General features: G+C 36.7%; 23 protein-coding genes and 1 pseudogene. 4 read left to right on the top strand and 20 right to left on the bottom strand.

Annotated features, from left to right (window positions below; genetic code table 11):
- Positions 1–83: 83 nt before the first annotated feature.
- The 3 genes and pseudogenes from ltrA to I567_RS09675 all read right to left on the bottom strand — a co-directional run bounded on the left by ltrA (position 84) and on the right by I567_RS09675 (position 6,866).
- Positions 84–1,472 (bottom strand): group II intron reverse transcriptase/maturase, encoded by a 1,389-nt coding sequence (ltrA, locus tag I567_RS09690; protein WP_016252048.1) that lies wholly within the window; start codon positions 1,470–1,472, stop codon positions 84–86.
- Positions 1,473–2,149: 677 nt separating this feature from the next.
- Positions 2,150–5,605 (bottom strand): LPXTG cell wall anchor domain-containing protein, encoded by a 3,456-nt coding sequence (locus I567_RS12965; RefSeq protein ID WP_016252047.1) that lies wholly within the window; start codon positions 5,603–5,605, stop codon positions 2,150–2,152.
- Positions 5,606–5,893: 288 nt separating this feature from the next.
- Positions 5,894–6,866: pseudogene (locus tag I567_RS09675) on the bottom strand (IS30 family transposase).
- 150 nt (positions 6,867–7,016) lie between these two features.
- Here I567_RS09675 and I567_RS09670 point away from each other — a divergent pair.
- Positions 7,017–8,039, top strand: a complete 1,023-nt coding sequence (locus tag I567_RS09670) for a hypothetical protein (RefSeq protein ID WP_016252045.1) — start codon at positions 7,017–7,019, stop codon at positions 8,037–8,039.
- 70 nt (positions 8,040–8,109) lie between these two features.
- Here the strand turns inward: I567_RS09670 and I567_RS09665 are convergent, their stop codons facing one another.
- The 8 genes from I567_RS09665 to I567_RS09630 form a co-directional block, all read right to left on the bottom strand.
- Positions 8,110–8,565, bottom strand: coding sequence for an 8-oxo-dGTP diphosphatase (locus I567_RS09665; protein ID WP_016252044.1), 456 nt, complete (start codon positions 8,563–8,565; stop codon positions 8,110–8,112).
- Positions 8,558–8,770 carry a hypothetical protein gene (locus I567_RS09660; RefSeq protein WP_016252043.1) on the bottom strand — a complete coding sequence of 71 codons (213 nt, stop codon included), beginning with the start codon at positions 8,768–8,770 and terminating at the stop codon, positions 8,558–8,560. Before I567_RS09660 ends, I567_RS09665 begins: the two co-directional genes overlap by 8 nt.
- Before the next feature lies 1 nt (position 8,771).
- A complete protein-coding gene (locus I567_RS09655; protein ID WP_016252042.1) occupies positions 8,772–9,398 on the bottom strand; it encodes a DUF3267 domain-containing protein in 627 nt (208 codons plus the stop codon).
- A 96-nt stretch (positions 9,399–9,494) separates the two neighbouring features.
- The gene (locus tag I567_RS09650; protein ID WP_016252041.1) at positions 9,495–10,235 is read right to left on the bottom strand and encodes an arginase family protein; all 741 of its coding nucleotides are present in this window, start codon (positions 10,233–10,235) and stop codon (positions 9,495–9,497) included.
- Positions 10,236–10,295: 60 nt separating this feature from the next.
- The gene (gene mmuM / locus I567_RS09645; protein ID WP_016252040.1) at positions 10,296–11,255 is read right to left on the bottom strand and encodes a homocysteine S-methyltransferase; all 960 of its coding nucleotides are present in this window, start codon (positions 11,253–11,255) and stop codon (positions 10,296–10,298) included.
- Between the two features lie 11 nt (positions 11,256–11,266).
- On the bottom strand, positions 11,267–12,643 hold the full coding sequence (locus I567_RS09640; RefSeq protein WP_016252039.1) for an amino acid permease: 1,377 nt from the start codon (positions 12,641–12,643) through the stop codon (positions 11,267–11,269).
- A 111-nt stretch (positions 12,644–12,754) separates the two neighbouring features.
- Entirely contained in the window at positions 12,755–13,381 is a 627-nt protein-coding gene (locus I567_RS09635; protein ID WP_016252038.1) for a hypothetical protein, read from the bottom strand.
- Complete coding sequence (locus tag I567_RS09630) at positions 13,374–13,727, bottom strand: HIRAN domain-containing protein (RefSeq protein ID WP_016252037.1); 354 nt, start codon at positions 13,725–13,727, stop codon at positions 13,374–13,376. The genes I567_RS09635 and I567_RS09630 overlap by 8 nt, the downstream gene beginning before the upstream one ends.
- 478 nt (positions 13,728–14,205) lie before the next feature.
- Here I567_RS09630 and I567_RS09620 point away from each other — a divergent pair, with 478 nt between their 5' ends.
- Complete coding sequence (locus I567_RS09620; protein WP_016252036.1) at positions 14,206–14,601, top strand: MerR family transcriptional regulator; 396 nt, start codon at positions 14,206–14,208, stop codon at positions 14,599–14,601.
- A gap of 50 nt (positions 14,602–14,651) precedes the next feature.
- Here I567_RS09620 and I567_RS09615 read toward each other — a convergent pair whose 3' ends face one another.
- The 5 genes from I567_RS09615 to I567_RS09600 all read right to left on the bottom strand — a co-directional run bounded on the left by I567_RS09615 (position 14,652) and on the right by I567_RS09600 (position 18,145).
- Positions 14,652–15,293: an alpha/beta fold hydrolase gene (locus I567_RS09615; protein ID WP_016252035.1), complete on the bottom strand. Its 642-nt coding sequence runs from the start codon at positions 15,291–15,293 to the stop codon at positions 14,652–14,654.
- Positions 15,293–15,712 carry an NAD(+)--rifampin ADP-ribosyltransferase gene (gene arr, locus I567_RS12960; RefSeq protein WP_373994579.1) on the bottom strand — a complete coding sequence of 140 codons (420 nt, stop codon included), beginning with the start codon at positions 15,710–15,712 and terminating at the stop codon, positions 15,293–15,295. Before arr ends, I567_RS09615 begins: the two co-directional genes overlap by 1 nt.
- Before the next feature lie 658 nt (positions 15,713–16,370).
- Complete coding sequence (locus tag I567_RS12675; protein WP_016252033.1) at positions 16,371–16,520, bottom strand: helix-turn-helix domain-containing protein; 150 nt, start codon at positions 16,518–16,520, stop codon at positions 16,371–16,373.
- A gap of 27 nt (positions 16,521–16,547) precedes the next feature.
- Positions 16,548–17,351: a Cof-type HAD-IIB family hydrolase gene (locus tag I567_RS09605; protein WP_016252032.1), complete on the bottom strand. Its 804-nt coding sequence runs from the start codon at positions 17,349–17,351 to the stop codon at positions 16,548–16,550.
- Positions 17,352–17,365: 14 nt separating this feature from the next.
- Positions 17,366–18,145 (bottom strand): HAD family hydrolase, encoded by a 780-nt coding sequence (locus I567_RS09600; protein ID WP_016252031.1) that lies wholly within the window; start codon positions 18,143–18,145, stop codon positions 17,366–17,368.
- A gap of 292 nt (positions 18,146–18,437) precedes the next feature.
- Between I567_RS09600 and I567_RS09595 the strand changes: the two genes are divergently transcribed.
- The gene (locus I567_RS09595) at positions 18,438–19,016 is read left to right on the top strand and encodes a GDSL-type esterase/lipase family protein (protein ID WP_016252030.1); all 579 of its coding nucleotides are present in this window, start codon (positions 18,438–18,440) and stop codon (positions 19,014–19,016) included.
- A 34-nt stretch (positions 19,017–19,050) separates the two neighbouring features.
- Here the strand turns inward: I567_RS09595 and I567_RS09590 are convergent, their stop codons facing one another.
- A complete protein-coding gene (locus I567_RS09590) occupies positions 19,051–20,109 on the bottom strand; it encodes a hypothetical protein (protein WP_016252029.1) in 1,059 nt (352 codons plus the stop codon).
- 24 nt (positions 20,110–20,133) lie between these two features.
- Entirely contained in the window at positions 20,134–20,577 is a 444-nt protein-coding gene (locus I567_RS09585; protein ID WP_016252028.1) for a hypothetical protein, read from the bottom strand.
- Between the two features lie 133 nt (positions 20,578–20,710).
- Here I567_RS09585 and I567_RS09580 point away from each other — a divergent pair, with 133 nt between their 5' ends.
- Positions 20,711–21,337 carry a ribonuclease H1 domain-containing protein gene (locus tag I567_RS09580; protein ID WP_034863643.1) on the top strand — a complete coding sequence of 209 codons (627 nt, stop codon included), beginning with the start codon at positions 20,711–20,713 and terminating at the stop codon, positions 21,335–21,337.
- A gap of 51 nt (positions 21,338–21,388) precedes the next feature.
- Here the strand turns inward: I567_RS09580 and I567_RS09575 are convergent, their stop codons facing one another.
- Together I567_RS09575 and I567_RS09570 are read right to left on the bottom strand one after the other, a co-directional pair.
- A complete protein-coding gene (locus I567_RS09575) occupies positions 21,389–21,829 on the bottom strand; it encodes an OsmC family protein (RefSeq protein ID WP_016252026.1) in 441 nt (146 codons plus the stop codon).
- Between the two features lie 367 nt (positions 21,830–22,196).
- Complete coding sequence (locus tag I567_RS09570) at positions 22,197–22,643, bottom strand: GNAT family N-acetyltransferase (protein WP_016252025.1); 447 nt, start codon at positions 22,641–22,643, stop codon at positions 22,197–22,199.
- Positions 22,644–22,669: the final 26 nt, after the last annotated feature.

Below are 22,669 nucleotides of genomic sequence, written 5' to 3'. Positions count from 1 at the left end.
CAAAACAATCGAGTAGGAGGTTAGTCATTAATTGACTAACCGACCTCTCACACCACCGTACGTACGGTTCCGTATACGGCGGTTCAATAACTTAAGTAGACTTTTTGGGCTAGTTCTGTCATGGAGACTAGCCCCCATTTATGTATTCTTTCGTTACTCATGGCTTTATGAACTTCTTTTGTCTTAGACAGTCTCCAGTATTTCTTGCGTGAATACGCGATACATTTTGCTTCGTCCTCGCTTAGTCCATATTTTATCAGCCAGTTGATTTTCGTTGAACACTTCTTCCATCTCTTGAGTACTAGCTGTCTGAGTCTTCGTCTCAACCATGCCTCAGTTCTCTTTATAAAGCCTTTTATGTGACCTATACCAAAGTAGTTTATCCATCCCCTAATCCTCAGATTAAGTTCTTTAATGATTTCTTTCATTGTTCCAGGTCTATTTCTTCTTGTCGTATATCTCAACGAATCTAGAAATGACTTTTGCTTTTCTTTGGTAGCTGTAAAACGACAGGTCTTGTTTACTCTTCTCATCAGACAGCCTAAGAATTTTAAACGTGTTGGGCTTCCAACTTTACTCTTGTCTCTATTGACCGTGAGTTTTAGTTCTTTCTCTAGAAATTTCGTAATGCTTTCCATTACTCTCTCTCCAGCTCTTTGTGATTTAACACAGACGACAAAATCGTCCGCATACCGCACGAATTTATGCCCTCTTCGTTCTAATTCTTCATCAAGTTGATGTAGATAAATGTTACTCAATAGAGGTGAGATAACGCCACCTTGTGGCGCTCCTTTTCGTGTCATTTCAAACCCATTTTTCATATCTATAGCGCCACATGTAAGGAATTTCCTGATGATAGTAAGTACCCTTTTATCTGTAATATGTTTTCCTAGTAGGTACATCAGTTTATCATGATTAATTGTGTCAAAGTATTGCTTTAAATCACAATCTACAACATAAGTATATCCTTCTTCATAGTACTTAGTGACTTGCTTCATAGCTGTTTTTGGGCTTTTTCCTGGTCTAAATCCATGGCTTGACCTTGAGAATGTTGGGTTTATGAATGGTTCTATTACCTGTCTAATTGCTTGTTGGATAACCCTATCCCTCACAACAGGAATCCCTAAACTTCTTGTACCCCCATTGTGTTTTGGGATATGTACCCTTCTTACTGGCTGAGGCTTATATGTTCCATCCATCAACTTTCTTTGGATGTGTGGATGATATTGTCGGATATGTCCCTCAATTTCTTCCACTGTCATCCCATCAATTCCTGGTTGACCTTTGTTCTTTTTGACCCTTTCACATGCTAGTAATAAATTATCTAGCGTTGTGATTTCTTCCATAAATGGGTGTCCACCACTTACTTTCTTCGCATTGCCTAGGAGCATGCTCAACGCATTCTCATATCTTTTAGGTTCCGCCTTATTCTTCTGAGATTTGCTAGCTTGTTTGCTATTTTCTGTTGTCATCGTATCTCCTAACCTCCTTTCAGTTGTAAGTTGATTATTGTTCGGTCCTTCGAGTTCCCTCTACTATGACCTCTGCTGACTTCTCACTATTTGTTGTTACTACGGTGTTACCGCTAGTGAGACCTCCCTGGGTAAGAGTGCAGACCTTCTACTCATGTCACCGCTTCATTTACCATGCAGAACCCGGGCAGTATTGGACTTTGCTTTGTTTTGCAAGCTCATCCATTCTACATGGCCTTGTATGAAATTTCTGTTCGTCGGTGCAAGTATTTGCCTCGAGCTTCCTTCAGATTCCCCGTCGCCGAGGACACTCTTGCTGTCAGCTAACAGTTCCTACTGCCAAGCCTGTAGTGGACTTTCACCACCAAGTCTAACACCCATGACAGGCGCACAAAAAAAGAGTGTTCTCTAATGAGAACACTCTCCTAAAAGTACTTTATTTGCATACAAAAGAATTAGACTTGAAGTGGATAGGGAGCTAAATCTGTTTATAAGCATCAAGACATTCTCTTCTAGAAATGAAAAGTAGGTTATTTATCTTTCGTAACATGTTAGGCTTATTCAACTATGCTTCCAATCGAAATTTAATTTACTTAACAACTTAAAACTTTCTCTTTATTGATTTTCATATTTTAAATTGCTCAAATAGAATTAGAGAAATAATAATACTTCCCACATTAAAATTTATTTTTTTTCAGCCCTATAATACTTGCAATCGCCGTGAGTAACCCTACATACACAGGAAGACCATTATATTTTTCTCCAGTTTTCGGTAATTCCATAGTATTTTTATTTCGATTGCCTTCTTTATTTTTTTCTTGATTCATTAGTTCCCTTTTTTTATTGCTATTATAATTTAGATTAGATGATCTTTTGTTGTTGTTAAAAAAAGTAGAAGGATGATTAAAGCTAGCTTTACTATCCGAACTTTGTTTAGAATTTGTATTTTTCGTTACTCCGGGTAATTTGACTGCTATGTCTTTCTCTTTTTCTCCACCAAGATCGTATCTTACTGTATAGCCATTTCTTACTCCATCTGTTTCGATGCCATAATTTACTTCTTTTTTGATGCCATCTTGTTCGGTAAATGTTACCTCTCCATTAGCGTCTACCTGTTTCTTAAGTACTTCCGTTGATCCATCTGTTAAGTTTCTTAACCGTACTTCTTTTCCCGCTTCAAGTGGTAATCCATTTGTATAATGTGCTTTTACCTTTAAACTAAGTGGTAACTCGGCTCCTGGCAAATTCACTGTTATGTCCTTCTCTTTTTCTCCACCAAGATCGTATCTTACTGTATAGCCATTTCTTACTCCATCTGTTTCGATGCCATAATTTACTTCTTTTTTGATGCCATCTTGTTCGGTAAATGTTACCTCTCCATTAGCGTCTACCTGTTTCTTAAGTACTTCCGTTGATCCATCTGTTAAGTTTCTTAACCGTACTTCTTTTCCCGCTTCAAGTGGTAATCCATTTGTATAATGTGCTTTTACCTTTAAACTAAGTGGTAACTCGGCTCCTGGCAAATTCACTGTTATGTCCTTCTCTTTTTCTCCACCAAGATCGTATCTTACTGTATAGCCATTTCTTACTCCATCTGTTTCGATGCCATAATTTACTTCTTTTTTGATGCCATCTTGTTCGGTAAATGTTACCTCTCCATTAGCGTCTACCTGTTTCTTAAGTACTTCCGTTGATCCATCTGTTAAGTTTCTTAACCGTACTTCTTTTCCCGCTTCAAGTGGTAATCCATTTGTATAATGTGCTTTTACCTTTAAACTAAGTGGTAACTCGGCTCCTGGCAAATTCACTGTTATGTCCTTCTCTTTTTCTCCACCAAGATCGTATCTTACTGTATAGCCATTTCTTACTCCATCTGTTTCGATGCCATAATTTACTTCTTTTTTGATGCCATCTTGTTCGGTAAATGTTACCTCTCCATTAGCGTCTACCTGTTTCTTAAGTACTTCCGTTGATCCATCTGTTAAGTTTCTTAACCGTACTTCTTTTCCCGCTTCAAGTGGTAATCCATTTGTATAATGTGCTTTTACCTTTAAACTAAGTGGTAACTCGGCTCCTGGCAAATTCACTGTTATGTCCTTCTCTTTTTCTCCACCAAGATCGTATCTTACTGTATAGCCATTTCTTACTCCATCTGTTTCGATGCCATAATTTACTTCTTTTTTGATGCCATCTTGTTCGGTAAATGTTACCTCTCCATTAGCGTCTACCTGTTTCTTAAGTACTTCCGTTGATCCATCTGTTAAGTTTCTTAACCGTACTTCTTTTCCCGCTTCAAGTGGTAATCCATTTGTATAATGTGCTTTTACCTTTAAACTAAGTGGTAACTCGGCTCCTGGCAAATTCACTGTTATGTCCTTCTCTTTTTCTCCACCAAGATCGTATCTTACTGTATAGCCATTTCTTACTCCATCTGTTTCGATGCCATAATTTACTTCTTTTTTGATGCCATCTTGTTCGGTAAATGTTACCTCTCCATTAGCGTCTACCTGTTTCTTAAGTACTTCCGTTGATCCATCTGTTAAGTTTCTTAACCGTACTTCTTTTCCCGCTTCAAGTGGTAATCCATTTGTATAATGTGCTTTTACCTTTAAACTAAGTGGTAACTCGGCTCCTGGCAAATTCACTGTTATGTCCTTCTCTTTTTCTCCACCAAGATCGTATCTTACTGTATAGCCATTTCTTACTCCATCTGTTTCGATGCCATAATTTACTTCTTTTTTGATGCCATCTTGTTCGGTAAATGTTACCTCTCCATTAGCGTCTACCTGTTTCTTAAGTACTTCCGTTGATCCATCTGTTAAGTTTCTTAACCGTACTTCTTTTCCCGCTTCAAGTGGTAATCCATTTGTATAATGTGCTTTTACCTTTAAACTAAGTGGTAACTCGGCTCCTGGCAAATTCACTGTTATGTCCTTCTCTTTTTCTCCACCAAGATCGTATCTTACTGTATAGCCATTTCTTACTCCATCTGTTTCGATGCCATAATTTACTTCTTTTTTGATGCCATCTTGTTCGGTAAATGTTACCTCTCCATTAGCGTCTACCTGTTTCTTAAGTACTTCCGTTGATCCATCTGTTAAGTTTCTTAACCGTACTTCTTTTCCCGCTTCAAGTGGTAATCCATTTGTATAATGTGCTTTTACCTTTAAACTAAGTGGTAACTCGGCTCCTGGCAAATTCACTGTTATGTCCTTCTCTTTTTCTCCACCAAGATCGTATCTTACTGTATAGCCATTTCTTACTCCATCTGTTTCGATGCCATAATTTACTTCTTTTTTGATGCCATCTTGTTCGGTAAATGTTACCTCTCCATTAGCGTCTACCTGTTTCTTAAGTACTTCCGTTGATCCATCTGTTAAGTTTCTTAACCGTACTTCTTTTCCCGCTTCAAGTGGTAATCCATTTGTATAATGTGCTTTTACCTTTAAACTAAGTGGTAACTCGGCTCCTGGCAAATTCACTGTTATGTCCTTCTCTTTTTCTCCACCAAGATCGTATCTTACTGTATAGCCATTTCTTACTCCATCTGTTTCGATGCCATAATTTACTTCTTTTTTGATGCCATCTTGTTCGGTAAATGTTACCTCTCCATTAGCGTCTACCTGTTTCTTAAGTACTTCCGTTGATCCATCTGTTAAGTTTCTTAACCGTACTTCTTTTCCCGCTTCAAGTGGTAATCCATTTGTATAATGTGCTTTTACCTTTAAACTAAGTGGTAACTCGGCTCCTGGCAAATTCACTGTTATGTCCTTCTCTTTTTCTCCACCAAGATCGTATCTTACTGTATAGCCATTTCTTACTCCATCTGTTTCGATGCCATAATTTACTTCTTTTTTGATGCCATCTTGTTCGGTAAATGTTACCTCTCCATTAGCGTCTACCTGTTTCTTAAGTACTTCCGTTGATCCATCTGTTAAGTTTCTTAACCGTACTTCTTTTCCCGCTTCAAGTGGTAATCCATTTGTATAATGTGCTTTTACCTTTAAATTAAGCGGTACTATAATTTCTGCTGAATTTGTTAAACTTTCTGCACTAGTAATTTGTGGGGATTGTAGTGAAACGAAAGCTGTCGTAGATAGTAGCAAACCGCCAAGAATTATCTTTGATTTCATAATATCATTCTCCTTAAATTCTATTTATTAAGCTCAAAAAATAGTTTTTATGTTAATATTCTAGCTATTTAAATTCTTAATACTACAAAAGGAAACCATTGTTTTATTGAATAGAAACATGTCCCTATCTCCTCTCTAATTAGTTTTTATAAATCGTAACTATTACGTTTTATAAAAACGATTTTACAAATTTATTTCCTAAATGTCAAGAACAAGTTGGACACTTTTTTTCATAGCCCAAAATTCATGTTATATTAACTTTTATATCAATTTTAAACTAGTTATTGATTAGCAGCAGCTACTACTTATTAGGAGACATTCTTGCTGGATCGATACTTTCACCTTTAGCTAGGAATCTCCTAATGATACCGTTGTGGTTTTCGTTTGTGCCACGTTCGGAGGAAGCGTAAGGATGTGTGTAGTAAACTTTCATTCTTCCATTTAAGACAGTGGCTAAATTAGCAAATTCAGAACCGTTGTCAGCGGTGATAGATTGAAAGATGTTCTCACCGTATTCGTTGATTATCTGATTGATTGAATAAGTGACAGAATCCGTGTCCTTTCCATCAATCACTTTAATGATTTCATAGCGTGTTTTACGCTCCGTAAGGGTAAGTAAGACACTTTCACTACCTGCTTTCTTACCGATGACGGTATCAATCTCAAAATGCCCAAATTCTTCACGCGATTCTACAGTATCTGGGCGATTTTCGATACTTTCGCCATAGAGACGCTTATTAGGAGCTTTTGAAGCTTTTTTACGTTTCTTGATAGAAGTTTTTCTAACTAGATCGATATTCTTCACTTCAAGTAAGTTTTGGTCAATATACTTGTAGAGCGTAGTAGTACACACCCTTTCATCCTTGAAGAAGGATTGATTACGCTTAGCTTCACCAACGAAGGCATCAGGGGAAAACTTAAATCTTTTAAAAGCTTCAATGAATTCAGTGAGAAATGAGCGCACTGTTTGGAATTTAATGGGACGATGACAAAGTAGACGCTTTTGTTTATAACGTTCATGAGCGTATGTGGGATCATAGACCTCAAAGTAGCTGGTTTTCCCGTTCATTTTCTTTTTTTGACGAACGGTTCCACGGTTCACTTCATTTACAACTGTTTGAGGAGAAACGCCGATATAATTAGCGATTTTTCTGTAAGAATAACCTTGATTCAGTAAAGCGTTAATCGTTTCACGCTCTTCTTTTGATAAATGTTTGCCTTTTTGACGCGCTGTTTTTGTGTTAAAATTAACTTCAGTCATAGTGAAAAAATCTCCTTATATTATTTTTTGTCAAATTAATGATACACGATTTTTTCACTATGATTATTTTTTGTCAAAAGTGTCCAACTTGATTATAAAACTCGCCATCTACAAAATTTTCTCAATCATCCTGAAGTTGTACTCCAAATCATGACCAGTTTACCCTATTATGCTGCTTTAAAACGAGAAGATTTTAATCATCCAGAACTAAAGGATGCCATCAATAAAATTTGTCACTTGCTGCTACTGGTTGATGCAGAGGATAAGCGTGAATTTTTGAAGCAATTATTTAAACCTTTTTCAAAGTGGATGAATAACGATGCTTTTTTACAAGTGAAAGATGTAGAAGAAGTCAGAAAATTTGCAGCGATTCGGCGTTTATTGAAAAATTTACTTTTGCGCACAACGATTGATGAGTCAGGAAAGTGGATGTACACACTAGGTTTAGACTGGTTGACAGAAAGTGATATCAAACGAAACGGAACTCAAAAGCTACCTCTTGCCCATCATTGGCTAAAAAAATACATTGGCTATATAAATCATGAGTATTATCGTTTGACCGAACTTGAGGATATCCAAACATTAAAAAGAATTGGCGAAGAATGTATCTCATTAACTGAACGAGTGCAGTCATTTTATGATATCAATCCTATCACCCAATACGCGGCTCAACTTACAAATGTACGATATAATCTTATTCGAATGATTCCGGATTACTTTTCAAAAGAAGACTTTGAACAATTGAATTGGGAGGTCATCGTGCAAACCAAAGAAGAGTTGCGGCCCGTGATAGAAAAACGAGGAAATTTGAACGCCTATGCCTCTAGTCGTCGATTATTACGTTGTCTTGAAAATGTTGAGAAATATGATTTAGTGCTTGGTGAGCTTTGTTATGGAGTGATGAAAAGTATGGATATCTTCCGTCCGCTTGGATTTAAACCCTTACTGCGATTTGTCAGATGTTGTTTGGCAAGTCAGCAAGAATCTTTGGCAAGAAGCGAAATGGCATATACGCTTGAAAATAAAGACTTGACGAGTGAACCTGAAGAAATCCAACAACAAATTCACGAGATAATTAACGCAGATTGGTATCAAAATGCAGCAAGCATCGATACCACTAAAATAAAGCAAGATAAGATGAACTCTTTTCTTACTTTTATCAATCAAAAATAATAATAAGGGAAAGCAAAGTGCAGAGATGCTTTCCCTTATGTTTTATCTTACAAGCGTAATTTATTAAAAGTTATTTATTCTCTACCTGCCATTTGCCATCAATTTTTTGATGGAAATTTTCGGATAGATTTGGATTTTCAAAGATTGGAATCATCGTATCAAAACCATGTGCCAATGTTTGCTTTTCTAATTCATCGCGATTTAGCCAGTAAACCTCGCCTTCATTTGAAGATTGGAGCTCCCCAGAAAAATCATCACTACGATATAAAAAGACCAAATACCTAGTTTGTTTATCGGCCATATAGAATTGCTTCACACCACAAAGCGTGACACTATGCAAGGTCAATCCAGTTTCTTCTTTGATTTCGCGGATAACTGAATCGACCAAACTTTCCGCTTCCTCAACATGACCACCAGGAAACACGATGCCTGGCCAATTTGGATTCAAACGATTTTGCACCAAGACTTGATTGCCTTTTTGAATCATACACATATTCGTTAATGTACATTTTTCAACTCTACTCATGAATCGGTTCACCTGCCATTTCTCTTTCAATTAATTCATTCGCAATAGTAAAAGCTTGGATGCGGCGTTTAGCCAATGTGATTTGCGATTGATAGCGTTTGGAATTTTCCTTTTGTTCAAAGGTTTTGACTACTTCTCCTAATTTATGTAAGATCGAATCAATTTGACGTTTTGCTTCTTTTAATTCATCCATTGAATAATCCATGTTACTCCTCCTCAATCCAAAAACTGTGAAAGCCATAATTAAAAATTATCGCCTGTTTAGGCACTTGACGGATGGAATGATACACATTGACAAAATCACCAACGGCACTAGCAGTCATCGTAAAGCTCATTAACGCCCAACATACCGATACTTCGACGCTGAGAAATGGAGCGACGACATACCAAATCAGAAATGGAAGGATGCCTAAAATAAGTGCTGGCGCCAATGACATCAAGATAAAGCGTAACTTACTGACCTTTTCCTCACAATAAACAAACATCGCACCTTGCTCCAGATAATTCCAAATTTCTTTTCTCGCCTGAATTGGAAAACATAATGCGTGAATGACTTCGTGAATGATCATCAACGGATACATCAGAAAAAAATACACAATCCCCGCCGTCAGCCAATGAAAATTCAAAATCCACTGGTAATCTATGGAAGAAATCCGGTAAATCCCTGCCGCAAACATAACAATAAATAACGGAAGTCCAATGAGTAAACCTTGCAGAAAGATTTTATTCAGATTGTCACTTTCCTTAAATTGCGTGGCTTGATAAGGATATGGCTGATTTTTAATTAATTGCGATTCGTCTTTATACTTTCCCATATAATGTATTTGAAACATGACCTCACCTCGTAATCTAATCATACTATGAAGTCCGTCATTTTACTAGCCATAGAAAAACAAAAAAGCTGCCCTATAGACAACTTTTTGCGTCAATTATGAAACCTTTAGATAAGGCTGAATCGTTTGGACTATTTTTTCATCAGATTGATGATTAATTTGTTCGGCTTTTAATTGTTCGGCAAGTGAGGGGCATTCTTCAGGCATTCCACAAATATCGGCCCCAATTAAACGTTGATGACTTAGAACCTGACGAAGACTTTGCTGCAAGGTAGATAAATCGAGCTGGCCTTGATTCCAGTTCGTCACTGCATCCTTTTTTGTTAAAATATCCTTATCCACGGACAAATACATAGGTAAATCTGACTGATAATAAGCAAGTTTAGCCATCGCTTTGTGACTCATAAAATCTTCTTCGGTAATAGCTTTTAGCTTTTGGCTATGAAAGTCTACTTGTTGAAAAGCTTTTTGACTCGGACCAGCAACAATGACTTGATGGAGCCGCGAATTTTCCTCAATACAATTTCTGACCCAATCGCCACAAGTGAGCATCTCGCCAAAAACCGCATCTTTCATATCGGTATGATGATCAAATAAGACCAAATCAAACGGCTCATGTATCTGGTCACACATCAATTTCGTGATATAGTGATAATCGCCAGAATCCAAGAAATGTACGCCAGAAATGCCATGATGTGCAATCAATTGGTTTAATTTTTCCTGCGCTTCATCCGAACAAATCAAACGGCTTCCTAAAACTTGACTACAATTAAAATGAGTAAAATTTGGATAATCCTCATAGTCTCCATTAAAATCCAATATATAATTTTCACTCATTGTATCGCCTTCTTATATAAGATTACATCTATTATATCACTTTGAAAAAATCCGACAAGCTTACTCATTTTGTTTGCGGACAGCTTGAGCGAGTGCGGCAATCTCTGCAGGTCTTGTACGACAACATCCCCCAACAATTTGCGCACCTAAATGAATCCAATTTAATGATTGCTCAACTAAAGAACCTTCCCCTTCATGACTGTAATGCCAAGTTTGAGTCGCGCCATCATAGGTTTCACCAGAGTTGGGATAAGTAACCAGTGGCTTCGTCGTTAAAGTGCGGAGTTCCTGTAATAATTCATCATATAATCGTGGTTGCGTACAGTTAAAACCAACTGCTAAAATTTGTGTACAATCCTCAACCAAAGTAATCACGTCTTTTAATGAGGTGCCATCCGTGATCTTACCTGTTTCTTGAGCTGTGAAACTCATGTACGCTTCAACTTGCGGGAATTCTTCACTTAATAGTTCCGTCAATGCTTGGACTTCTAACCTATTCGGAATGGTTTCTAAAGCCAACATATCCACTTCTTGTTCTAAAAAGAGTTGGATGCGCGGACGATGGAAATCCTTCAATTCTTGTAAGGACACTTTTCCATATTGACCGTTATACTCTGAACCATCGGCTAAGTAAGCGGCATAAGGTCCCACATCTCCTGAAATTAATGGATAAATGGTTTGGGTCTTTTGTTCATCTGACAAATTTTGCCAATAATTATCGCGAGCTTGATGCGCTAATTGAACTGTTAAGCAAATAATATCAGCCGCTTGTTCTGGATTTAGTCCTGCTGCTTCGAGTCCAGGAATCGTCGCTTGATAAGTCGAAGTAGTTAAGATATTACTGCCATTATTGAGGTAAATTTCGTGTAATTCTTGAATCACTTCTGGCTTTTCTAACAGATATTTAGCCGACCAGAGTTTCCCTGAGACATCATAACCCATCGCTTCTAACTCAGTGCCAAGCGGTCCGTGTAAAACCAATATTTGCTTTTGTGCTAATAATTCCTTTAATCGTCCCATCTCATTCACCTCTAAAACTTTCTAAACTTCCAATAGTGGTAAGCATAACACAAAATAATAAATGGAATGCCAAAATACAATCCTGCTCTTTGTGATGCATCCCAGGCAATACCGATGATAGAAATACCAAGTAAAATAACCGTGATATAAGGTAAAACCGGGGTAAATGGTGTTTGATAGCTCAATTCGCTGAGATCATGCGTTTTTAAAAATTCTTTGCGGAATCGAATCTGCGCAATTGGAATGGAAAGCCACACAGCTACTACGGCAAAACCAGCAATCGACACTAAAGCTAAAAAGACCGTATCCGCCGCATAAACGCTCGCAAATAATGCTAACAAGGCGCCAATCATTGATAGTAATAAAGCACGCATGGGTACACCATGTTCATTGATACGCACGATTTTTTTCGATAACATTCCTTCATTGGCTAGTGACCATAACATGCGGCTAGAAGCATATAATCCAGAATTCCCTGCGGATAATATCGCTGTTAAGATTACGAAATTCATGATATCCGCTGCAAAAGGAATGCCAATTTTATCAAAGACTAACACAAAAGGCGCATCTGTTACACCTGCTTCTTTCATTGGTAGTAAACTTGCTAAAACAACAATCGTTAATACAAAGAAAATTACCAAACGACCAATTGTGGTGTGAATCGCACGCGGGACTGCTTCTTTGGGATTTTCTGTCTCACCAGCTGCAATCCCTATTAATTCCGTTCCTGAAAATGCATAATTGACACTTAACATCACCGAAACAAGTGCAACCATCCCATTTGGAAATAAACCTTGAGCTGTCAAATTATGAAAATATGGTGCTTTATGACTGCCTTCATATGGTAAGACACCAAAAATGGCTAATGTTCCTAAAACTATGAAAATAATGATTGTAATCACTTTAATACTTGAAAAATAAAATTCCGCTTCAGCAAATAAGCGCACGGATAAAGCATTTAAACCAAAGATAATCGTCGCAAATATCGCGGCGAAAATCCAAGCGGGAATATGTGGGAACCAGCGTCCCATCAACATTCCTGCTCCTAAAAATTCCGTTCCAAGTGCCACCGTCCAACAAATCCAATAAAGCCAGGCGACTGTAAAACCGGTACCAGGACTAATAAATTTTGTAGCATAAGTATGAAAGGAACCCGTGACAGGCATCGCAACCGCTAATTCGCCAAGGGAAAGCATGACCAAATAGACAACAATCGCACCAACTAAATAAGATAGTATCGCACCAAATGGCCCTGCTTGTGAGATGGTATATCCTGAACTCAAAAATAAACCAGTCCCAATAACGCCACCTAATGAAAGCATGAATAGATGTCGGCTGGTCATTTTGCGTTGAAATTGTCCTTCTTCTTGATAATGATGATTTTCCATTCAAACACCTCTCGTCAAATTGATGTGATTATCATAACACGAGTTTATTTAAGAATGTAATAGAAAAAAACAGCTGATAGTTATAGCTAGAAACTATAACTGCCAGCCCTACTAAACAATCATAAACTCACCATTTTCAAAGCGCATGATCCGTCCAATTCCTTCTTCTACTACTTGTCCTTTTGCATTTTTAACTACATAAGCTAGACGACGTGGAAGGGATTCATCTGCTAACCACTTCGAGAAATAGTAATAATCGCCTTCCTGACATTCAAAACTCTCATCTTCTAACAAGGGCAAAGCGAAACGTTTCGGATAATAGATTTCTAATTGCTCATTTAGAGAATCTTCATTAGCCAAGATCACTGGTGAGACATAGAGATGTAGACGTGCAAAAGGCGCACTCTCAGCTGAAATTCGTGCCTCTTCTCTTACTTCCTGTGTAAGCAAAGTATAACTCATTAACAAAATTTGATTTACTACTTGATCCAAGACTAAAAAATACAGCTTTTCTCCATCAAATTCTGGCGTCGCAACATTCGAAATGACTTGCTGCTCACTCGCTTCATACACCGTAAAAATTTCTTTTGTCTTGGCATGGAATAAGACTAATTTTTTTGCATAAGGCTCAGCTTTTGATTGATTGTCAAATAGATTTACATCATAATCAAAGTACCAATTAGCCATTCCAGGTACATTTGGCAAATATTCATGGTAAAGGTCAGTTATTTTACGCACCTACATCACCTCTAGCATCCGTTACTTTCACAACCACTCTGAATTGACGTTCGGGATGGGTTTCTAAATTGACCATTTGAATCCGTGCTTCCAAAATATCCCCATGACCATAATACAATAACGTACTGAATAAACCGTTATATTGCGCTGGCACATAGCCAATTTTCGTATTTTTGTAAAGTACCGCTACGGCATCTGGATCATGTGGATTGCCTTCTTCACGGACTAATTGCACAGCTTGTCCTAATCTTAATTCTTCAATGACATCTAAGCCATCGCAGTAAGCAAAGCCCGCCAAATGAAAATCCATAATATGGCGGCTTGGTTGATATTGCATTGTATTCATGATACTCCTCCTAATCATATTTATAAAAATAGCGCACTGCCCCTATTAATTCCTCACTAAAACCTTCTAAATCACTTTCTGTAATCGCACCTTCGCGTAATAAATTTAATAGCATCAAATCCATGTCTGAGGACGACAATTCGACGATTACACCTGTTTTTTTCTATCTTCCTTGATCATTTTATCTAATTGCCAAAACCGCTCAGAAGCTAATTTAGTCTCATCGCTCAAAAGCTTGGTATATTCCTTAATGCTGGACGCCATGAAAGCTTCTTGCCAACCAGGAAGACGTTTTTTTTAACAACTGCCAATCCTGTTTGTTTCTAACTCTTTGCATTCTTATCACCTTCAACTATTATTTTACCAAATCCGATAAGCGCTAACAATAACTAAGTGTATCTATTCTTAAATGCTTGCTAAATAGATAAAATTCCAGTAACATTAAAGCTGAATTTAAAGTTAGAAAGGGTATTGTTATATGTCTACTTATACAATTAAAGATGCAGCGAAATTAATGAATGTCCCACCTAGCACGATTCGCTACTATGATAAAGAAGGGCTGATTCCTTTTATTGAACGAAAAGAATCTGGTTATCGAATCTTCACGGAAGAAGCTATCGCGACATTGAAGATTATCGATTGTCTAAAGAAAACAGGCATGTCGATTAAGGATATTCGCCAATTTTGTCAATGGGTCAATGAAGGAGATGCCTCACTAGAAGAACGCTACGAAATGTTTCTCGAACGCAAAGCAGCCGTAGAAGCACAAATGGCAGAGTTACAACAAATTATGGATACGATTAATTACAAATGTTTGTACTATGAGACAGCACTGAAAGCTGGGACTGAAGCTATTCATAAAAAAAGAAAATAAGCATAAAAACGCCTATTACACTCACTTTTGAGCATACTAGGCGTTTTTTGTTAAAGAAAATGTTGGATTTCTTGGGCCACTTTCTCAGGATATTCTGCCAACAATTGATGAGTACTTTGTTCAATCGTACAATGTGTGATATTTGGCTGACTGAGTTGCGCTAATCTTCGTTGTTTGATTGCAAGAACCTCTTTTTGTGAACTATTGACAATCAAAATTGGTATTTTTAAATTAGCCTGCATGATTCCTAGACGTATTTTATCTGTAAATCTAAGTAGTGATGCAATACTTTCTGAGTTTAATGAAGTGATTTGATTTTCTTCAATTATTACTAATGTTTGCGCAATATCTTCTTCAATCGATATACCAAAATCTTCTCCACAAACAAGACCACCGTCAATTAAAATGATTTTTTCAATATTAGGTAGATGTTGAGCCAAAAAGACTGCTATTTCAGCACCAATCGAATAGCCAATCAAGATACAAGAAGCATTACCAATCAAAGGACGATAATAATGTATAAATTCATCTTGAGTAATTAAATTGACTAATTTTTCACTTTCATGACCAGGTAAAGATAAATATTCCACATCAATTTGACAAAGATGTAAGGCTTGAAAAAATGGGAGTATCTCTTCTTTTGTACCACCTAGACCATTTAAGAAGAAAATCTGTCTGGCTTTTTCAGTCATTAATTAATAATCTCTCCTTCATTCTTTTGGACTTTGGCTTGCCATTCTTGTTTTTGTTGCTGAGATAAAGCTTGCCAGTCCTCAATTTCTGCGACAATCTTTAAGGGTTGGGCTGAACGATAAGAACGCGTCAAATTGCCAGGGAATTTTTTGTCTGTGACATTGGGATCATTTTCAAATTCTCCTGTTGGCACGATTTTATAAACTCGCTCTTTCCCTGTTCCTTTTGCTAAAGTCGCCGCTAAACCAGCCCCATTTAAATTAGCCGTAAAATAGATATGATTCATCACCAAATCTTCTTGATAATTAGATAAGCCACCCGGTACAAGTAAATCGCCTACTTTCAAATCCGCTTTGGTGCCATGATAAAACGGTCCTTGATCTGCAGGCGTCGTGGGTTCAGCCTCAGCCAATTCCAAATATTTCTTCTCGTAATCATGATTGCCTAACGCTTTATAGGCTTCTGCTAAATCTCGGAATAACGTCACATAAGCACTTTTGACATCTTCATCATCGACTTTTTGGGCAGACTCTAATGAAACTGACAACCATTTCACTCGTTCAAAAATATCCGTAGTCACTTTCGAAAATTGATAAGCCAATAAAAATTTTTCATAATCGTCATCAGTTTGTCGATACATTCTATCTAAAATTGCTTCTGCCTGAGCTAAGTTGCCTTGTTCAGTCTGAATAATGGCTTGCATTAGCTGCTGAATAAATGGACTCGTTGGATTAAACTTCATATCACTCAACCTTTCTATTTCAGATACTTTCACGAACTTTTATTGTACACGATACTAGAAAGAATGCAAGTAGCAACCCTTTTCAATTTTTTGTTTGTGAAAATTGACTAAGTGACCATTTTATATTACAATAATGTTGTCAGTATGATTATTTCCCTACTTTTTCATCCATTTCATGTAGCGGAAATAAAAAAGATAAAGTGAAATATTCTTACGCTACTGGCAAACATCATTCTCACTTTATCCCCCTCCCAATTAAGTTGTAAAAGTAAAACCATGAGTAAGAGGATTGCTCATGGTTTTACTTTTGTCCTCATGAAGCTATTTTTGAATTTTATGGTAGTTTCGCATTTATTGGAATCTGCCATCGATTATCAATCTTTTTGGCACCAAGAATTTGCCCATTTCTACAATATTTCTGCACGACACTCTTGGATAAACCATATTTCTCAGAGAATTGACTGACAGTAACATAATCGCTCATTTTTCTACTAAACCTTTCTTTATACGGTTAAAACAACTCATCCAAAACTTCAAGCACGCCATCTTCTTCATTGGATGGACAGACAAATTTAGCCGCTTCTTTTACATTTTCGGGCGCATTTTGCATAGCATAACTTCGTCCACAATATTGTAACATTTCAATATCATTACCACCATCCCCAAATGACACACATTGCTCAGGAGTTATCCGCCATCTTTGGACCAATTTCGCTAACCCTGATGCTTTATGACAACCGGGCATAATCAAATCTACCCAGCCATGTCCACTAGTTGTTACGTCCACTATGCCATTCAATTGTTGACATAACAAGTTGTAAAAGTAACTTGTTTTTTCATCTGGGACTAAAAGCGAAACTTTCAAGAATTGATCGTCAATCTGTGATAAATCATCTACCCGCTTTAAGCGATGATAGTAAACTTTAGCCAACTCAAAAAATTCTGATGAAACATTCGCTCTTTGACAGTAAGCACATTCTACCCCACTAATAATCGCTTGAACTTCAGGATAGTTATAGCAGAGTTCAGCAATTCTTTTCACGACTTCACGAGGCATATCGACAGCAAAAACCAAGTGCCCTTCGTCAACAATATAGGCTCCATTTTCAGCAACAAAAGCAAATTCATGATGTTGCTCTGGAAATAAATCGCGTAACTGATAGTATTGATTCCCACTTGCGACAACAAAACGACACCCAACAGCGTTCATTCTGGACAAAATTCTCTCAAAACGTGGACGATCAAAGCTATAATCCGCCCTTACAAACGTACCATCTACGTCCACTGCAACTAACTTTATCTCGTGCTGACTCATATGAAACCTCCCATTTAGATTAACCCTTTTTCTAAACAATAATGATAAATACCATCTTCTGCCACATGACCACAAACATCATCGGCAATGGCTTTGACATGGTCTAGTGCATTCCCCATCGCTACACCCGTCCCTACTGTCTGTAACATCTCAATATCGTTGCCACCATCACCAAAGGCCAGCGCTTCTTCTTTGCTAAAGCCATAAAAATCCAAAATGGACGCCACACCTACACCTTTGCCGCCAGTTTTTGGAATTAAATCAAAAGCTTTGTCCCACCAAGCTGCAATCTTTGAATCATGAACACCGTCTAAAACAATTGGATAATCATCCTTAGTCCCGCTCATCATTATTTGGTAAACGACATGATCTCGTACCAATTCATCAAAATTATCGGCAACATTCACTTTAAAACCACCCACATTAAAGTAGGCCACCAATTCTTCATCTGCATCATTAGCCACGATAAAATCCTTAGTCGCAATCGATAAGGCGCGATTGACTTTAGTACTATTTTTGATAACAGTATGTACATCTTCTTTACTCAATGGATTGCTGTGGATATCGCAATCTTTAGTATAACAATATGAACCATTAAAAGTTAAAAAAGCATCAAAGTCTACACCCTCAAAATGTGGGATTTGAATCGGTGCACGACCACTTGCTAGACAGAGTTTAATTCCTTTTTCTTGCAAGCGAATTAAGGTTTCTAACATTTTTTCTGAAATTTTCTTTCTATTCATATCGATAAGCGTGCCATCAATATCGAAAAAAATAATTTTGGTCTGAGTCATATACAACATCCTAACTTTAAAATTCATACACATCAAGTATAACATAACTAGCATATGAAAACAGTATCATTTTACAAATTCAAAAAACCCCAGAAATGCATGCTACACTCCTGGCTTTGCTTTGCTATTTTTGTTGGATTACTAGCTTGCGGTCTTGGATATTATCTTCTAACATGCCTTTGAAAATGACTACTGTTTGTTGATCTGCACGTTTTAACCTATTTATTCTATTTGATATGTTCAGACAATATTGTTCATATGTGCTATACTAAAAAAAGAAAAGGTGATAAAAATGCATATTTATTTGTCTGGAGATAGCCTTATTGCTCGACACGAAGGCTATCAACAACCCATATTGAACCATCTATTAAAAGAAAAAGATGCTTCAATCAAAATTACAAATACTGCTGTGCCAGGAATTAATTCACAACAATTCCTACATCAATACAACAAACTTGGTCCCAACCAAAATTTTGACTATCTTGTAGTATTGTTAGGAACCAATGATTTAGCCACCCATAAACAAATTTCCTTAGAACAATTTAAAATAAATATCAATGAAATTATAACAAGGTTGCTAAAAAGATATCATTCACAACAAATTATTCTGGTTTCTCCTCCACCTGTAGATGAAAATAAACAACAATTTCGGACAAATCACTTGGTTTTAACTTATTCAAAAATTTTAGAGGAAGAATGTATAGCTTATAATCTGAAATTCTTATCCTTATATCAATTATTATCAAATCAAGAAGTGCCTGTTACACAACTTTTACAAGGGACATTGGATGATGGCCTACATTTTGGCGAAACTGCATATTCTATTTTTTCAGATGCACTTTATGAATTATTTGTAGAATGTAAATATTAAATACATGACAATCAATAAAAATAGAAAAATATCCCTACGTTAATGCAAAATCGATGGACAAATCTTCAATAGAAACAAACTTTTTCCAAGCAATCATAAAGCCATAATAATCGGAATTTCGATTATACATTTCTGTACGCCAATATTCGTAAAAAGGTAAGTGATGTTCAGAATTAGTAATTTCACCACCATCAAAATTAGTAACTATGCCTGTTGCTCCAAAAGTAAGTCCACCTTTTTCCCATTGCCAACCTTTACTGAATTCATCACTTAGCACATTAACCTCATTCCAAGTTGTTAAATCAATATTAGATAAGAGTTTTAATGTCTTGATTTTATCTGGCGTTACACCAATCGGCTGCATTTTAAGTACACAATCGACTGAATACTCGTCATCAACAAAGTGATATTGGGTAATTTTCATCGGAATTGGTTGCTGATTTAGCTCAATCCAAAAATAGCCCATCGGTGTTTCTAACAAATGATAAATGCCTTCTTTAAAGTTAGGATCTACTGTTGAAAAATCTAATACTTTTTTATCCATTAAAGTTAGCACTCGTTCAATTGCATGTTCTTCATTAAATGTTGAATATAACTTCGCAACGGTTTTTAATTTTGTAAGTGGAAAGTTTAGATGTAGCGTTTCAGGAAAGCTCTCATAAATATTGATTATTTGCGCTTCTTTTAGCACATTTTCTTTTCCAACTAGCACCATCACCCAATCATCTTCTGTCATCGAGCGGTCAGGGCAAGCATAAGTATATAATTTGCCATACCCCTCAAAAGCAACTTCAGCTAAACGTAATTTACCCGACTGTTTGAACGGTACCACTTTAATTGATGGTAATAAGGGATCACACTTTGGCAAAACCCAGTAACTAATCTGATCAGCAGTAAACCATTGATGATATTCCGTTATTTGTGACCCATCAGCTAAATCCTCGTCCACCAAGTAATACCGATTATCTCGAATCAGCAAACTGCAATCTTTCCAATAAAAATCATAGTCAATATTTTGCGTATAATGAAAACTTGGATTGCCTGCAAAACTCAAAATAATTTTACAGCCCCAGACACCATCAAATGTAACCAATAATTTATTTTCTCGAAGGACGATTTATTCAATATAAGCATCATGTAGGTGACGTGAAATAGTCAAAAAGTTTTGAATTTCTTGTTCATTTGAGATATGTCGATAATTTGTCTGCTTTAATTTACTATCCAAATCCACACATTTTAGAACAAGCGAATGCGGCACTTGATTATCTCTTAAATTTTCCAGTATCTCAGACGAAATCAATTGTTGAATGCCGCCTTCCCCGATTTCATTTACTTGCCAATCACTTTGATCTGCATCTAAAAACAATAGCATCGGTTCATAAGATTTATTATTAGGTAAAAATTCATGTTGTAGGATTAATTTTGTTTTCGTTTTGTCCAGTATGAGGTAAGCATAATCGTACCAAACATCATTGGCTAGTTGATGTTTTTTCGTACAAATACAACCAAAAACCATTGAATAATAAAAACTTCCATCTAGACATCGCACAATGGCCTGCACCTGGTTCACCTCAAATCTTTTTTCTTTTATTATAGCAAAATTCATCTTAAAAAGGCAGACAAGTTGTCATTTTAAGTCTAGCTTTTCTTCTTAATCAATGCTAGAATACTTTAAGTAAATTTTAGTGAAAGGAATGGATGATTTGGCAAAGACAAAATTTTACGCGGTAAAAAAAGGACGTCAAACAGGGATTTTTCTTACTTGGGCGCAATGTCAAGAACAAGTCAAAGGTTACCCAGGAGCCATTTTTAAAAGTTTTCCAACCAAAGAAGAAGCACTTGCCTATTTAGGTGGCCAAGAAGTAAAGGTAGCAACGCCCCAATCAGCCACTTCAAATTTAAAAACACCTTATGCTTTTGTTGATGGTTCGTATAATATTACCACTAAAGATTACGGATATGGTGGTTTTTTACAAATAGATGAAGAAACGAGAATCACCCTACAAGGAAAAGGGAATGATACTGAAAAAGCAAGCATGCGCAATGTTGCCGGTGAAATTGATGGGGCGATGGCTGCAGTAAAAGCCGCACTTGACCACGATTTATCGCAAATCACTATTCTTTACGATTATCAAGGTATTGAAAGCTGGGCGACTGGTGATTGGCAAGCCAAAAATATTTTTACTCAGCAATATCGTGATACCATGCAGATCTTAATGAGACATATTCAAATCCGTTTCGTAAAAGTCAAAGGCCATAGTGGTATTCCGGGAAATGAGTTGGCCGATCAGTTAGCCAAAGAAGCCGTTGGAATCAAGTAAAATGCATGAAAAAGCTGCGAGTCCGAAACTAGATTCGCAGCTTTTTTTGCTCTATTCCGTAATGATTTTACTTTCGAAGACGGGTGAATTAGTAATTGTATCGTGAACAGGACATGTAGCTTCAACAAATTCGATAAAGTCTTTAATTTCTTGCTCCGTATTATCCGCTTTTACATGGAAAGTAACAGATATTTTTGAAAACCCTTTTTTCGCATTAGGATTGATATAGCGGAAACCATCTGGATCAAGTTCACCTTCCAAGTTTACCTTGAATGATTTCAAATTGATTTTCTTCACTCTAGCATAGGACTGCGCCACAATGACTAGACAAGCACCTAGTGAATTTAATAATGCTTCTACAGGATTCATGCCAGTATTCGTACCACCTAGATTTTTCGGTTCATCTAAAGTAAATTCGAATTCTCGAGATTTACAATTCACCTTCAATCCACCTAATGCTGTTGTTTCTGCCTTAAATACTTCAATTGCCATCAAAATCTCCTCCTCATTGATTCTACTTCAAATCATTGTAAGTGGAGCAACAACAAAACTTGCAGCGCTTACATTACTAGTATAACAGTTTTTATATAAACATGTTCAATTATGAGCAAAATCTTACGCATGTTTTACTAAGCTCTCATACAAAGTTAGATTCAAATAGTTCTTTTGTCAACTTATCAGAATCATTGGCAAGGTTTTATTTAAATATGTTATCAAACTTTTATTTTGTTACACTTTCATTTATGATTGAAAATGGATTATGACTGCCCGCTATCTTCCGCGATAAAAGGATAAACTAAATATAAGGAGATTGTAATTTTATTTTAAAAAAGAGCCGCTACCTGTTGAAGATAGTGACTCATTTCTCATACTGTAATTTTAACTCAAACCACTCTTCAGATACTTGAACAAAGCCTAATTTAGTAAACATCCGCTGACTTTGGTGATTAAACGAATAAATTTGCGCTTTGACTTTTGGTAACTTTTTCGCTATGGCCATTTGAATCAGGGCCTTAACACAATTTTGACCGATATGGCGATTTTGAAAAGGTTTGGCAATCACAATGGCTATTTCTCCGTCTGAAAGTAACGTACAATCACCTACTAACTGCTCTTTATATTGAATGTAATAGCAATCTCCATGGGTAGATAAATATTGATACATCCTCTTTAGCCGCGGCAAATCATAAACAAAATCGATATTATCTACCTGGTTACATAGTTCTAAATCTTGATACCATTCAAGCGCTACTTTTCCATTGGGATAATATGAGACAAGCGTAATATCTTCATTAATCTGATACATTGAATGACCTCCACTTTACTCATTAA

It is taken from the genome of Enterococcus cecorum DSM 20682 = ATCC 43198 (assembly GCF_000407565.1).
Lineage (GTDB): Bacteria > Bacillota > Bacilli > Lactobacillales > Enterococcaceae > Enterococcus_E > Enterococcus_E cecorum.
The sequence above is the reverse complement of the archived record's forward strand: the minus strand, read 5'-3'. Positions and strand labels throughout refer to the sequence as shown.